This is a genomic window from Nocardia sp. 852002-20019_SCH5090214 (assembly GCF_001665865.1).
GTDB lineage: Bacteria > Actinomycetota > Actinomycetes > Mycobacteriales > Mycobacteriaceae > Nocardia > Nocardia nova.
Map to the genome: position 1 here is coordinate 20,996 of NZ_LZMK01000028.1, position 14,914 is coordinate 35,909.

The following is a 14,914-nucleotide window of genomic DNA, read 5'->3' on the forward strand; positions in this document are numbered from 1 at the left end:
GTGTCCACGTAAAACGAGGCGGCAGAACACCTCTGACGTCGCGCACCGAGCCCACGAACATTGCCACATCAGCGTCGCCGACGCAGTCGTTCAACCGATCTACACGTCGCTCGATGTCACCACATCGACGACAACGTCACCATTCGTCGGTCGACGAGTCCACTCCGGGGCGCTGAACTGTCAGGCGGTGGCAGTCGCGCCCTCCGTATCGATCTCGCTCTCGATGATCTCCTTGAGACTGTCGAAGACGATGCTGTCCTCGAACTCGACGAGGTTGTCGAGAACGTTGACGATCAGCACTTCGTCACTACCACCGTTCTTCGGACCTCGGAGGCCGCGACCGACCATCTGCATATACCGGACCTCGCTACTGGTTGGTCGCGTGATGTAGACGGCACGGGTAGCAGGCGCATCGAAGCCCTGCGACAGCACCGCATAGTTCGTGAGCACCCGGAGACCACCGGACTTGAACCGCTCGATCGCCGACCGTCTGTCTTCCGGACTGGTGTCCTGGTCGATCGAGGCCGCAGCCCTGCCGGACAGGGTGAGCAATGTGGCGATCGTCTGCGCGCTCTCGACAGAAGCCGCGAAGACGACGATCGGCCAGTCGTCAGGCTTGCTGAGAAGCGACTCGATGATCGTTCGCGTACGATCCTCGTCCCGCCCGAGTCGTCTCGCCGCATCGCCCGGGAGCCAGTACTTTTCGCGGAAGTGCTGGATTTCGTGCTCCGCCAAGTCGACCGACACGCCCTTGAGGATTTCGATGCTCGCGCGGGCGAGGATCCGATCCCGCTGCAGGCGCACCTGCGGATGTTGGTCGCCGAAAACCCCCTCATCGAGCAGATTCTCGTCGAACCTACGCAGCAGGCGGTGTGTCTCGTCACTGTGACGCCTCCCGCGGAACGGTGTCGCCGTCAGCCCGAGCAGGAGCCTGTCGCGCTGCGCGTGACCGCGTCCCGTCCATTCCAAAATCTTCGTGTACGACGCGTGGAGCGCGCCGTGCGCCTCGTCGATGACGACCAGGGGGCAGGCGGCCAACCAAGCATAGTCCGCCTTCTCGACCGCGCGGCTCATCACCTTCTGCCAACTGGCCACCACGACCTGGACCCCGCCGCCCTCCTCTTCGGTCTCATAGTTCGCCCAGAACCGGCTCAGGACCAACTGGGTGTCCTGCCGCCCCTTCGCACGCCACAGGTACGACCACGCGTCGATCGCCTGTTCGCACAGCTCCTCTCCGTCGGCAAGCCACAACACGGGTCCCGAGAAGTGGCCGTCCGCTCCATCCAGCGACCCGCTTTCGATCGATTCGATGATCGTCTGGACCGCGACGCGCGTCTTCCCCGCACCGGTGGGAAGCGAGATGATCCCCCTCGAAGGCCCGTCGCCGGCCAGCATCGCACGGAGGCGCTTCGAGACGGTCTCCTGATAATCGTGTAGCGGCTTCAACTGTGTCGGACCGTCCACGTACTCCGTGGGCTTGTTCCGCTTCCGCGTCTTCTGCCCAGCCCACTCTTCGCCGAAACCCAGGTCCTGCACCCATTTGCGCGTGTCGTACGAACCGTGCCACGACTTGGGCGGCGTTCTCGGAAGGCCGTGCGGATCCACCTTGCAGGCACGCTCCAATGCCCGGACCCCGAGCATGGTGATGCACAGGCGCGCCAGGTCTACACCCGTCGGCTCTCCCGACCCCGAGTGCGCCAGGTAATCGAACGCGTCCTTCGGTATCAGGGTCTTCAAACGGTCGTCGCCGGCGAACGCAAGCAGCCGCGACGCGTCGTCCGGGGCCTTTCTGATGCTGCGGATCAGCTTGGTGTTCCGCTTCCGCTCCATCCGGTCGAGAAGCGCATCCACACGTTTGTCCGTGGAATCCAACATCAACGTGCTCAAGACCTGCTTCAGCACATCTCTTTCACGGTTCCCGGTGACCAGCAGCACATTGCCGTTGCGCGCGCATGTGCAGCCCACACGCACCTCGGGTTGTCCCGGCACGGCAGCGACCTTGCTGATGGACAGGCACTTCTGCAGGGTCAGTTCTTCCGGGTCCTCGTCGAGTTCCAATTCGTCGAACACGTCGAATACGTCCGTCAGGCACACCGGTTCAGCGCTCGTCTCGTACGAATAGTCCACGGGCAGTTCATTGCCCGCGACGCATCCCCACAGCTCGGTGAGGTTGAAGACGTCGTCTGCGCTGTCGACCGTCACGCACGGGATGCCGAACAAGTCCAACTCGTCGGCGGACTCACACGACATGACGATCGCCACGGTCGAACGCGGTGCCGTGCACCAGGTTCCGTTTTGGAGCACCCAGAGTTCCTCCGGCCCCGAATCCTGATGGGTGTGACACCACCATGCATAGATGCGACCGACTCGCTCGACGTCGCCGCGACCGGCATGTACCTTTGCCAGCTCTTCGAACTCAGCCGGCGACAGCGACGCGATCTCCCGTCTCAGCTGCAGCGCTGACTCCATCTCGCCGCTCACCACGAGCTGGTTCAGACACGGCAGAAGCCCCTCGAGTTCGTCGCTGTCGACGTCAGATGCAAACACACGGCCGATCGGCATCGGTCCGAGCGTGGTGGGGAGCCGGCCATGTTGTCTCAGCCACCAGAGTTCCGGCGCAACGAATTGGGCCGCGCCGGTGGCCACGGACGAGTGCGTGACACGCACACGAGGGGAGTGCATCTCGCCGAGTACGGCCACCGTCAAGGCCGTACAGTTCGTCGGGCTGAGGCGCGGAAGGTTCTCGAGCGGGCCCAACAAAGAATCGATCGACTCGATCCGAAGGTTCTCGCGTGCTTGTACACCGAGTTTCATGTACTCGCCGACCGAGGACTTCACCGCGACGCGGTACTTCGCGACCCAGTGTTCGTGAGCGTGCCCCGGACTCCGGAACGGCCTACTCCGCACCCCGAGCAGTGCCAGGATTTCTCCATCGGCCGCGTGGTACCCACTGTCTACCAGGAACTCGCCATCCTCCTTCAGCATTTTGAGACAGTCCCCGGCCATCATGAGATCTGCCGGGAGAACCCATTTCCCGCGGCCGTCCTTCACGTGGACGAGTTGCGCAGCGTGCCCGTCCAGCACCTGTTCGAACGCTTCACCCACGCGGCGTTCACCGGACCCTCGCATGGCGATCCAGATGCGGTCCCAATCGACGTCCAAGGTCTTACGCAGGTCCGCGAGCAGCTGGAGCATTTCGCCACCGTCCTCGAACGGTGTGATGCCGAGGTGCTTCAGCGCATCGAGCGCACCGATGTGCGCCACGACGTCCTGGTGGACGAAAACCGCACCGTCTTGTTCGGCGCTCGTCCGGATAAAACACCGCCCGGGCGCCGGCTGTTGCAGCGTCCCGTTCTCGAGCAGGACGATCTTGGCCTCACGCGCATCGAGCTCCGTGTTGGAGCCCTTCGCCACGAGGCTCGCTGCAAGCTCGATCGCCGCAGCGGACCCATCGGGACTCGGGTCGGCGACGACGTCTTCGAGCCAATTGAGCACCCGGCCAACCTTCGCCGGGTTCTCCTGCATCAGGCGATCGACCTTCGACCGCCGCTCAGGACTCGTCGTGCAGTCCGGATGGACCCATGACGCCCTGTTGCCCACCACGTGGATCCACTTGTCGGTCAATCCACCGACGCTGTCCGGCACGCGCTTGAGCGAGTTCGGCGAACGCATCACGCCATCGAGGTCGGGGAGACAACGCGCGTCTCGTAGCGCGCTGTAGATCGGCTCGTGGAGCACCGAATCCGCCCAGCTCCGAATCTCTCGTCCGCGGGCCGGAAGCACGTCGATGTAGCGGCCGTAATTCGCTCCCGCTACCAGTTCTCGTCGGGCGTCGACAACCAGTTTCGGCAATACCGTGGCAAGGATCTCGTAGTTGAAGGAGCACTCGATCACATTGATTCTGTCGTCGGAGAGCTTCCAGGGCGCATTAACCCGACCGCTCAGGGTGACGTCCGACTTGACGGGGAAGAACGCACTCAGCTGGCCGATTCCCACGCGACCGGTGACCGGTACAGCCCAGCTCACCTGTACCGAGTTGCGCCGTGCGGCGTGACCGGCGGACTCCAACGCGGCCTCGGACGGCACGTGGTCACACGAGATCACCAGCCATTCGCGGTCTCCCTCTTCCGTCGTGAGCGTGACCCGATTACCCAGTTTTCGGGCTTTGAAATGGCGCTCTTCCCCCGTGATGTCATTGCGCAGATCGAGCTGGCGTACGTGGGGCGCGAACAAGTTGAAGGACTCGTCGAATTCGGCGATTTCCTCTGCCAGCTGGCCCGACGTGCCCGGCTTGAGTGGAATCTTTACAATTGTCGTGGCCCAGCTCGACAGATCGGCCAAAACAGCGTCCGAGTGCAACTCCCTCGTCGAGTCGACGATCGCCCATGCCAGGCGAAGTGAGGGCACCTCTCCGGGCGTGAAATGCCGGCCCAGCTCATCGGAGAGTTCAGTCGCGGTCTGCGCCCTGCTGAACTCGAAAGAAACGGATCGACTGAAGATCTGCGGGCCATCGGAGATTCCGCTGATCGACTTGAAGCCCAAGCCGAATCGTCCGATCTCCGCACCCGTCTTGTTCGACAGGTGGGTGTACAGCAGGGCCCGAACACCCGTGTCCTCGAACGGTCGGCCTTCGTTCGCCACATAGAGCGCATCGCCGGTGAGCACGACCTGAATGCGTCCAGGGGAACTCTGCAGGGCGTCTGCCGCGTTCTGGATGAGCTCTTGGATCTGCTTGCGGCCGTATCCGCCTTCGGCGATCCCGCGTTCTTTGCCAGCGTCTTCTTCCACGCGATTCGAGTCCTGTTTGTAGACCGCAATACAGCGCGCGTGGAAATCGTCCACCATTCCGACCAACGCCTGGTCAGGGCTTCCCCAAGACTCGCCTGCCACCGTATTCCTCCGCTTCACAGCCCACCGGCCAGAGGCCGACGTCGATCCAACTTGTGGAGGTTGTCCCGAGACGCTGTAACAGTCGCCTGATCGACCTCGTCATCAATGATCAGAGCGTGACAGTCGGCGAGGTAATCCTGCGCATCACCGAGCCGCGCGAAAATCTTACGGAGCACCGGAGCATTCTTCTTGACGAAGCACAGAACGTGCGTTTTGTTTGATTTCCCGAAGAACGACGCCGGATTCGCCGTCGACCGAAAGTCCACATCCAGATCGGTGATCTGTGACCCCATACTCGGGTTTGGCTCGATGAGCTGTTGAATCAATCGGGCTTGGATCTTCCTCCGCAGGCCGCTGTGTATTCCGGCCAAGACAATGAACAACTTGTAACCGCGATCGGCGGCCTTCGCTATGACGGCGGTGAAGTTGATGGTCTTGCAGGACTGCATATAGCCCACGACCAGGCCCCGCGTGGAGAAGCTGCGCTCCCGAGGACGGCTGAGCAGTGAGACGATCCGAGTGGACGAGGTGCCGAGGCTGCCGATCGCCAAATTCTGAGACCATCCTTGGCCGCGAAGGATTTCGGTCAGCGCCGGCCACAATTTGTCGTCGGGATGCAGGCCGGCAAACCGGGTCTCGTAGTTGTCGATAACAACCGCTCGAGGCTCCTGCAGCTCATGGATGCGAACCGTGTCGGCTTCGTACCGCTTGAGAATCCGCTTGATGACGTCCTCGGGCCCCAGCAACGACAGTTTCGTGACCGCTTCCACAGGTGCGTACTTGTCCAAGATCGACCTGAACACGTCGTATTGATCATCGATCAGATCGTCCACCCGACACCCCCTGCCACTCACGCCATGCCGCCTCCACCGACGCGGCCCGCTGGCGATTTAGGGAACTGTCCCGCGCGGCGCGTACTCCGGTGCTCTCTCCAAAGGGAATAGCACAAACGAAGCATTGCGTTACAGCCTCTCTCGCTGTATGGGACCCGGCGCCCTCAACGGCCGACGGCGGCATATTCCACTAGGTCAACGCATCCCAGTGCCGGTCGCCAGCGGCTCGGTTGAGCAGGTCGATTCCGCAACACACAAACTGGGAACACGTTAGACGTCGGATCTGTGCCCGGTAGTGCCGGTGGTGAGGCGCCGGCGACTCTCGTGCCTGTAGTGCCCGTCAGTGGTGGCGCCCCTCGAAGTACTACAAGCGGAGCCGACAAGGTGGGAGGCAAGCAGCCGCTCCGGGCGGCGGGCCGTGGGATGGGAAGGCGTCCTGGTAGCAACAGGCCGACGGGTTGATGCAGAGCCGATCAGACGCCGGAATCAGCTGTGCGCCAAACGGTTCACGACTTCCACGATGCGTTGGACCCAATCTGAGCCCGGACCGGCGCTATCCTGAATCTCGACGCGCACGGCGGGCAGAAGGGGCATCGATGAAAGACGTCGGTCAGCGCCTGCGCTCAGTGGAAGTATGCGCCGGGGCAGGCGGGATGGCGCTCGGTCTTGAGCAGGCGGGTTTCGATCCGGTTGCTCTGGTGGACAATCGAAGTATCGCGTGCGCCACACTGCGGGCGAACCGACCGAGGTGGGTTGTTGTCGAGAGGGACCTGCTGACAATCGATCCGCAGACCGATCTGCCGCTGGACGGTGATCTCGACCTGCTGTCGGCCGGTTTGCCGAGGGTGCGATCTTCGGCAACAGCGTCACGTGCCAGGGGCGACAACCTGGAACTCGAACTACTCGAAACCGTCGGGCGGTGGGTGGGGAAGCTTCGTCCGCGGGCAGTGCTATTGGAGAACGTCCCCGACCTGGTGTCTCGCTCCGGGTATGCCGAAAGCCGTTCGTATGTAGAGAAATATCTCGACGCGGCCGGCTACGAGTTCGGTTGGCGTGTGGTGAACGCCTGCAATTTCGGTGTGCCACAGCACCGGGAACTCGGGATACTCGTCGCTTTCCGGGACGGCGGCCTCAGCGGGTTCGACGCAGCACTGGATGCAGTGCTACCGACACCACACTTGACAGTCGGCGCCGTTCTCCGGACATCGATGGCCGCTCGAGGTTGGTTGCAGGCCAATGAATGGGCGACGTTTGCCAATAGGCTCGCCCCGACCATCGTCGGTGGTTCCTGGGACCGCGGCGGCGCAGATCTGGGCCCCGCGGGGTCGCAGCGAGCTTGGGCGCGGTTGGGTGTCGAGGGAAAATCGCTGGCTGATGCCCCTCCTGCGCCCGACTTCCAATGGAGTCCCGAGTTCGCCGAAAGAAAGGTGCGACTTACGGTCGGGCAGATCGCTGAGCTGCAAGCGTTCCCTGGCTACTGGCAGATCTGCGGACAGAAGACAGCTCGCTATCGTCAGATCGGGAATGCTACGCCTCCGCCCGCGGCCCAGGCCTTGGGACGAGCAGTGCGTACCGGATTGGGTTGCTGAAGACCTCGGCCTGGCTGGCTATGCTCCATGGGTGCCGAGCGAAGACCTGACCGACGCCAAAGAACGTGCCGACACTGTCGACCTGTTCGCCGGCCCCGGAGGTCTCGATGTCGCCGCGCGATGGCTCGGCCGCGAGGTGTACGGTCTCGAATGGGATATCGACGCCTGCCGCACCCGAAAGGCCGCGGGCCTCAATTTCGAACGTCACGATGTGCGCGATCTAGGTCCGGAAAACTTCCCTGCGGCAACGATGTTGATGGGCGGTCCGCCCTGCCAAACCTTCACTGTCGCGGGTAACGGAACAGGCCGGCGAGCCCTGGACACGGTGCTGAAGTTCATCATTGCGATGGCGGCCGGAGAATCGGTGCAGGAAGAACTGGCGCAGTTGAAAGACGAACGCACTGGCCTGGTTCTGGAACCGTTGCGCTGGGCGCTGCGAGCAGCTGAACTCGGTCGTCCGTACCGGACGATCGTGCTGGAGCAAGTCCCCGCAGTCCTCCCGGTGTGGGAGGCGATGGCTGAAGTGCTGCGAGACAAACTGCAGTACCGAGTCCAGACCAAAGTGCTGCACACCGAGATGTACGGGGTACCACAGACCCGCCGTCGCGCGGTTCTCATCGCTTCGCTCGACGGGGCACGGCCGATGCCACAGCCGACCCATCAAATTTACCGTAAATCTGGGCTGCGGCCCACGGACAACCATCGGTTGCCGAAGTGGAAAACCATGGCCGACGCCCTTCCGGATAGACGCGAAACATTTCGGGTGATCTCGAACTATGGCACAGGCGGGGACCCCAAGCTGCGCGGCGTTCGCGAATCAGATCAACCGTCCGCGACGGTCACCGGCAAAATCTCCCGGAACAAGGTCGTCACAAACGGGCAGACGGATAGGTTCAAAGATGCGGAAGCAGGCCGCCTGCAAAGCTTTCCATTGGACTACCCCTGGCAAGAAGGAGCGGTTGCACAGCAAATCGGCAACGCCGTTCCGCCGATTTTCGGGCTTCATGTCCTCTCGGCCGCACTCGGGTGCCAAGTCACCAGAGAGCAGGCAGACGAGATATTCAAGCTGGAGTGGGCCGACGTGCAATGTGAGAAGTCAGAAGAACTTCCCGCCGTCGTAGCGGAACTTCACGACCGGTTCCGGTTCGGAGCCGGTGACGCCGCAGCACTTGGGGACGAGGCGTCGATGAGGACATCATGAACCAATGAGGCTTATTCAGCGGAGTCGGTAGAATAACAGTCCAATCCCCGAGTACGGTCGAAGGCCACGCTCAAGCCGCTGAATACGCCTCAGTCATTCTGCGCCGCCATCAACAACTCGTTTCGTCGGCAGACAGCGCGCACCCGTTGCCACCGGAACTAGCGACCGATGTCGGAACGGACTCCATCCTGCAAAACGCCCCCATTAAGCAAACTTACGCCCGTCCAAGGCAGGCCTACTCCACGGTTGATTCTTGGACGGGGGCTCACCACTTGTCAATGTTTAGACCGAGAACCCGCTGTGCAGTTGACGATTCCGAGCGGAACAGCCGATCGAGAGGACCACGAAGATACCAAATACACAGGGTGCCATTCGCTTTCGCGCTCTCACCTTGCTGGCAGCACGCGATCAGGCCGTCGGCAATACCGCCTTCGAAGACGACAAGACGGTGCACCCCAATCCGTGCAGATTCGCCACCACAGACCGACCTCCACGTCTGCCGGTCGTGGACACTTGTCGGCGAGCGCGAACCGGTCAGAAGTCGAGTTCTGACCACGGGATGATGATCGGGAAGGGGAATTCGAATAGGATTCCGTCCTCGTCTGCTGGTGTCCATTCTCCCGGGAGGAGGTAATTGGTCGAGCGGAGGGGACGCACGCCTACTGGGAGCTTTCCGTGTCCGGTTCCCAGGGCACAAGCACGAACCGCGGCGATCGCGCTGCTCTCTCGGGTTAGCATGACTTCCCAGTACCAGGGGATGTCTGCGGTCGCGTAGCGGTCTTTCTTGGTCTCCACGTCGGATTGTGTATTCGACGGCGACAGGACCTCACCGACGAGAACAGTGTCGGTGGCGCGGATATCCTGGTACGGCGATGGAAGGCAGTGGTAGACCAGGAAATCCGGGGTCAGGAAGTCGGATTTGCCTGGTATTCAGCCGATCCCGACGGTCACGTGTTAGAGATCGCGTTGAACTCTGGCGCGCCCAGCGCCGAACGATGAAGTAGTAGTTAACGCGGGCGCAGCACCACTATGCCGGGAACACTCTGCAAATACTCCCCCAGCGGTGTGTCCACCACCTTGTTGTTCGCCGCAAGTGACGACGCGTTTCGGAAGACCGGGCCGGTCGGCGTCTTGATGAGGATTCCGACGTGGGTGACGTCGAGGCCGGGCTGGTCGGCGTAGGCGCCGATGTAGTCGCCGGTTCGGAGCTCGCTGAGGACGCCCTCGTCGACCGCTGCGCTGGGGATGTAGGTGATGGCGCGGTCGACTACTGGGATGCCTGGCAGGTAGAGGGCACCGTCGCCCTTTGCGTTGAGGTGTTTGGGGACCTTGATTGCGGCGGGTGACAGATTCCCGGTGATGTCGGTGGCGGCGATGTCGGCGACTTGCGCCCAGTCGATGAAGAAGTGTTTGCGGTGGGTGTAGTCGACTTGAGCGGCGGCGTAGCGGGTGTCGATCAGGTTGGCTTCGAAGCGGTTTCGGTCGGTGGTTCGGCTCAGGGCTTCTATGTAGTCGAGGAAGGTGAAGCAGTCCACTCGGCGGAAGTCGGCTACGAGTTGTTCGGGCTGGGTTGCGGAGCCGATGAGGGTGTTCGCGGCGTAGGGGGTGCCCAGGAATTGTCGGGACAGCAGGTCGAGTAGTTCGCCTTTGCTCGCTCCGGTCGCGCCGGCGCGCAATGCGACGAGTTCGTCGATGCGGTGGGAGGTGGTGTCGTCGATGGCGGCGTCGGCGCTTGCGCGCGTGGGCAGCAGGAGTGCCGCGGCTACCAGGACGAGCAGGACCGGCAGTATGCGGGTGGAGCGCAAGACACCTCCCGGGTGACGAGTGGAACGGCCGGTATCCACCGTAGACCAGGCGGCGGCCGCTCCGGACTGCAGTTCGGATCAGGGATGCCGAGCGGAACGGGACTCGTCACCGCATGGGGGTAGCGCCGGGCTCGCCCGCGGCGGCGGCTCTGCGCCTCCAGGTTTCGGCGGCGTCGACACGGCCTGCCATCGCGAGTAGGTAGGCCAGGCCGGACATCGCACCGGGGTGGCCGGCGTCGGCCGCTCTGCGCCACCATGTTTCGGCCTCGTCGGTTCGTCCTCGCTGTTCGAGGATGCCGCCGAGGAGAAACATCGCTCTGGGATGACCGGACTCGGCGGCGCGGCGGTACCACGTTTCGGCTTCCGTCATACGGCCGGTCCTCTCCATCGCTACCGCCAAGTCGCACATGGCGACGGGACGTCCTGCCTCGGCGGCTTTACGGCACCACCACTCGCCCTCCTCGGACCGGCCCGATTCCATCAGCAGTGCGCCCAGGTTGGTCATCGCAACGGCTTCGCCCGTCTCGGCGGCTTTGCGGTACCACGACTCGGCCTCCCCCACTTCGCCGATGGCTTCGAGTAACAAGCCCAGGTTGAACATCGCGGCCACGTTCCCGGCATCGGCGGCCTTTCGATACCAGGTCTCGGCCTCCCGTTGCTTACCGGCCTGCCGCAATGTGCAGGCCAGGTTGAGCATCGAGGCCGGATGCCCAGCTTCGCCGGCCCGCCGATACCAGGTTTCGGCGTCCTCCGACCTGCCCGCCTCCTCCAACCTGATCGCCAGGTTGAACATCGCCTTGGGGTGCCCGGCGTCGGCGGCCTTGCACCACCAGGCTTCTGCCTCCTGCGTCCGGCCCGAGTCGTACGCGACCACGCCCAGGTTGAACATGGCAGTGGCATGGCCGGCGTCGGCAGCGCGGCGGATCCACAGCTCGGCCGGCTCGGCCTTGCCGGCGTCCTCCAGAAGCAATCCCAGGTTGAACATCGCGTTGGGCTCGCCGGTGTCGGCGGCTCGGCGGTACCAGGCCTCGCCTTCCTCGACCTGTCCCTGCTTCTCCAGCAGAACGCCCAGCGTGGTCATCGCGCCGGTGTGCCCGGCGTCGGCTGCCTTGCGGAACCACTCGTCGGCACATTCCGGACGTTTCGTCGCGAGGGGTACGGCAAGGTTGTTCATCGCCGTCACGTTCCCGAGGTCGGCGGCCTGGCGAAACCACCCCTCGGCTTCGGGCGACCGACCCGTATCTTCCAGAAGCAGCCCGAGGTTGTTCATCGCGCCGGTGTGCCCGGCGTCGGCGGCGCGGCGGTACAGGGCTTCGGCCTCCGGTAAACGCCCCGCGTCTTCAGCCGCGACGGCCCCGTCGAACAGGGCGGCGGCATCGGATCCTGTCGACTCCTCTGCTCCGGCAAGCGCTGTGCCCGGAAGTTCCAGGGGCGCCGCGTCCGACCCGTGCACCGCGCGCAGCACGCGCAAGGCCGCTGCTTCCAAGGCACGGTCATCCGCCGCACCGGCGTCGTCGAGATCCTCGGCCAGCGACGCCTTCTTGGCGTCGGAACGCGGCTTCCGCTCCAGCGCCGAAACGTCGACGTCCGGATATCTATCGATGATCAGCCGCTTCAAATCGCCGTAAGCGTCGGTGACATGTTGTGCCACACCATCTTCGGAGCTTCCCGACGCTATCGCCGAGGCCACGAGCGTAATCACGAAGTTCATGTCGAGTCCTCCCGCCTCTCCCCACGATCAGTATTGCGGAGCCCACCGACAACTCCGCGGGAGCGAGTCGCCCGACGTTGGTCTGCCGACGGTGCACCGAACCTCGGACGGGCGACAGGGCGAGGACCCGCGCGGCGAGCCCCGCCGTTCGGAACACGCCGCGCGACTCGCCTGATAGAACTGACTGCGACCGTCGTCAGTTCTGCTCGGCAGAGCGACACCAGCAGAGAGGCTCATCCCGTGGACCGCAGCTCATTCCAGAAACTCTTCGACCTCAGCGGGCGGACCGCGATCGTCACCGGCGGTACTCGGGGTATCGGGCTCGCGCTGGCCGAGGGGTTGGCTTGTGCGGGGGCGAATGTCGTTGTCGCCAGTCGGAAGCCGGAGGCTTGTGAGAAGGCCGTGGAGCGGCTGCGGGAGTTGGGGGCCGAGGCTATCGGGGTGCCGACTCATCTGGGAGAGGTCGAGGGGGTGCAGGCGTTGGTCGCGCAGACGGTGGAAAGGTTCGGCGGGGTCGACATCGTGATCAACAATGCCGCGAATGCGCTGGCTCAGCCCTTGGCGGTGATGCAGAAGGCGGCGGTGGACAAGTCGTTCGCGGTGAATGTGCAGGGGCCGTTGTTCCTGGTGCAGGCCGCGCTGCCGTATCTGCGGGAGAGCGAGCATGCGGCGGTGTTGAACTTCGCGTCGATCGGGGCGTTCGGGTTCTCCGGCGGGCTGGCGATGTACTCGGCGGGGAAGGCGGCGTTGCTGTCGTTCACTCGCTCGATGGCCGCCGAATTCGCCGCCGACGGGATTCGGGTGAACGCCATCGCGCCGGGTGCGGTGGATACCGATATGGTCCGCAACAATCCGCAGGAAGTGGTGGACGCGATGGCCGCGGCACCGTTGCTGCGGCGGCTCGGTGAGCCGGACGAACTGGTCGGGCCCGCGCTGCTGTTGTGTTCGGACGCAGGCAGTTTCATTACGGGACAGACGTTCGTCATCGACGGTGGCACCGTTCCGCGCTGAACGCGAAGGAGGCAGGCATGTCCGCGCTGAATATCGAATATCGGTCCTCGGGTGTCGTGGTGTTGACCATCGACCGGCCGCACCGGCGCAATGCGCTGGACAACCAGACCGTCGCCGAACTGCATCGGGTGCTCGACGAGGTGAATGGGAAGCCGGAGGTGCGGGCGCTGGTGATCACCGGCGCGGGAGCCGGGTTCTCCTCCGGAGCGGATCTGAAGTCGAAGCCGGAGGATTTCACGGCCACCGATGCCAGTCCGACCGCGGCGCTGCTGGGTGCGGCGCAGTCGACGGTCGCGCAGATCTACGCGAGCCAGGAGTTGATGGCCTCGGCGTTCGAGAAGATCCATCGGCTGCGGCAGCCGGTGATCGCGGCGGTGAACGGGGCCGCGGTCGGTGGTGGGTTCGCGCTCGCGCTGGCCTGCGATATCCGATACGCGAGTCGCAGTGCCCGGTTCGGCGCGGTGTTCATCCGGCACGGGATCTCGGCCTGCGATATGGGCACCAGCTATCACCTGCCGCGGTTGGTGGGCGCGTCCCGGTCGGCCGAATTGCTGCTCACCGGAAGGGTTTTCGATGCCGACGAGGCCGAGCGGATCGGGCTGGTCCTCGAAGTCGTCGACGAGGACGAACTGCTGGACCGGGCGATCGCCAAGGCCGAGGAGATCGCCGCCCATTCCCCGCTCGCGGTGTGGATGACGAAGGAGACGATGTGGCAGACCGTGGACGCGCCGAGTCTGCGTCACGCCCTCGACATCGAGAACCGGACGCAGGTGATGTGCAGCGCCACCGGGGAACTCGCGGAATCGTTCGGCGCCTTCCGCGACGGAGCCGAATTTCGTTGGCGGCCATTGTGAAACAGCCGAACTACCGCATCGACGCGCCGGGACTCGGCGTGATCCGGAAATGGTTCGGCTCGGCGTCTTCCGGCACCGCATCGGCCGGGGTGAAATCCTCGACCAGCGAACGTAATCCGATCAGGTGACGGGCGTGGGCGTCCAGGGCGACGTCCTCGTCGGAGGCCGGAATCCACTGCCGGATCGAGCGCGCTTTGGCATCCGGGTCCAGGGCCACGACCACGGCCAGTCCGTGGGCCGCCAGTTCCGGTTCGCCGGAATGCGGATCGGTGGAGGTGACGTGCACGCTGATGTGCATACTGCGAGGTCCGGTGTGGATCAGCCGGGCCGTCGCCTCGACGGCGTGGCCGATGACGATCGGGCGGTAGAAGCGGATGCCGCCGAAGTACGAGGTGAGGACGTGCTGGCCGGCCCACTTCGCGCCGCAGACGTAGGCCGCTTCGTCGATCCACTGCATGGTGCGGCCGCCGTGGACCTTGCCGCCCCAGTTGATGTCGGAGGGGGCGGCGAGGAAGCGCAGGGTCGCGCTGGGCGCCGTCCCTTCGGCGGTGTAGCGCTGGGCGGCCATCGCGGCTTCGATTTCCTTACGGACGGCGATCCTGACCTTCGCCTGCCGGTGCCGCCGCAATTCCAGAGCCGTGGTCGGATTCCATTGCGGCACTTCGACGGTGCGGCGCTCGTCGTCGACGGCGACGAAGATGGTCAGGCACTGGGCGCTCTGGACCGGCTTCACGCGGGTCGGGTCGGCCGAATAGACGGTGACCAGGATGTGCATGCTGGTGCGGCCGGTATGGACCAGGTTGGCGTGCAGTTCGACCAACTCGCCGACCTCGATGGGACGGTCGAGGTGGATATTGCCGACGTAGGCGGTGACGCAGTAGTGACCGCTCCACCGGGCAGCGCCCGCGTAGGCGACCTTGTCGATCCATTCGAGAAGCTTGCCGCCGTCCACCGTGCCGACGATGCCGGCGTCGGCCGGCTTGACCAGGAAGCGGTGGATTACCTCGGCGCGAGATCCGG

The 14,914-nt window shown here is 64.1% G+C and carries 9 protein-coding genes; 4 read left to right on the forward strand and 5 right to left on the reverse strand.

The window, feature by feature from the left end:
* Positions 1-180: 180 nt before the first annotated feature.
* Positions 181-4,845, reverse strand: a complete 4,665-nt coding sequence (locus A5780_RS03475) for a DEAD/DEAH box helicase (RefSeq protein ID WP_231982832.1) — start codon at positions 4,843-4,845, stop codon at positions 181-183.
* Positions 4,846-4,904: 59 nt separating this feature from the next.
* Positions 4,905-5,723 (reverse strand): hypothetical protein, encoded by an 819-nt coding sequence (locus tag A5780_RS03480; RefSeq protein ID WP_064907688.1) that lies wholly within the window; start codon positions 5,721-5,723, stop codon positions 4,905-4,907.
* A 596-nt stretch (positions 5,724-6,319) separates the two neighbouring features.
* On the opposite strand from A5780_RS03480, the gene A5780_RS38835 reads away from it, so the two are divergent.
* Positions 6,320-7,312, forward strand: coding sequence for a DNA cytosine methyltransferase (locus tag A5780_RS38835; RefSeq protein ID WP_082976260.1), 993 nt, complete (start codon positions 6,320-6,322; stop codon positions 7,310-7,312).
* 31 nt (positions 7,313-7,343) lie between these two features.
* Positions 7,344-8,513, forward strand: coding sequence for a DNA cytosine methyltransferase (locus A5780_RS03490; RefSeq protein ID WP_231982833.1), 1,170 nt, complete (start codon positions 7,344-7,346; stop codon positions 8,511-8,513).
* A 1,007-nt stretch (positions 8,514-9,520) separates the two neighbouring features.
* Here the strand turns inward: A5780_RS03490 and A5780_RS03500 are convergent.
* Positions 9,521-10,318: a DUF1460 domain-containing protein gene (locus A5780_RS03500; RefSeq protein ID WP_231982834.1), complete on the reverse strand. Its 798-nt coding sequence runs from the start codon at positions 10,316-10,318 to the stop codon at positions 9,521-9,523.
* A 106-nt stretch (positions 10,319-10,424) separates the two neighbouring features.
* A complete protein-coding gene (locus tag A5780_RS03505) occupies positions 10,425-12,029 on the reverse strand; it encodes a tetratricopeptide repeat protein (RefSeq protein WP_082976263.1) in 1,605 nt (534 codons plus the stop codon).
* 240 nt (positions 12,030-12,269) lie between these two features.
* Here A5780_RS03505 and A5780_RS03510 point away from each other — a divergent pair, with 240 nt between their 5' ends.
* Both A5780_RS03510 and A5780_RS03515 read left to right on the forward strand, forming a co-directional pair.
* Entirely contained in the window at positions 12,270-13,040 is a 771-nt protein-coding gene (locus tag A5780_RS03510) for an SDR family NAD(P)-dependent oxidoreductase (protein ID WP_063015166.1), read from the forward strand.
* A 17-nt stretch (positions 13,041-13,057) separates the two neighbouring features.
* Positions 13,058-13,894, forward strand: a complete 837-nt coding sequence (locus A5780_RS03515) for an enoyl-CoA hydratase/isomerase family protein (protein ID WP_064907692.1) — start codon at positions 13,058-13,060, stop codon at positions 13,892-13,894.
* Between the two features lie 10 nt (positions 13,895-13,904).
* On the opposite strand, the gene A5780_RS03520 is transcribed toward A5780_RS03515, so the two are convergent.
* Entirely contained in the window at positions 13,905-14,894 is a 990-nt protein-coding gene (locus A5780_RS03520; RefSeq protein ID WP_231982838.1) for an acyl-CoA thioesterase, read from the reverse strand.
* Positions 14,895-14,914: the final 20 nt, after the last annotated feature.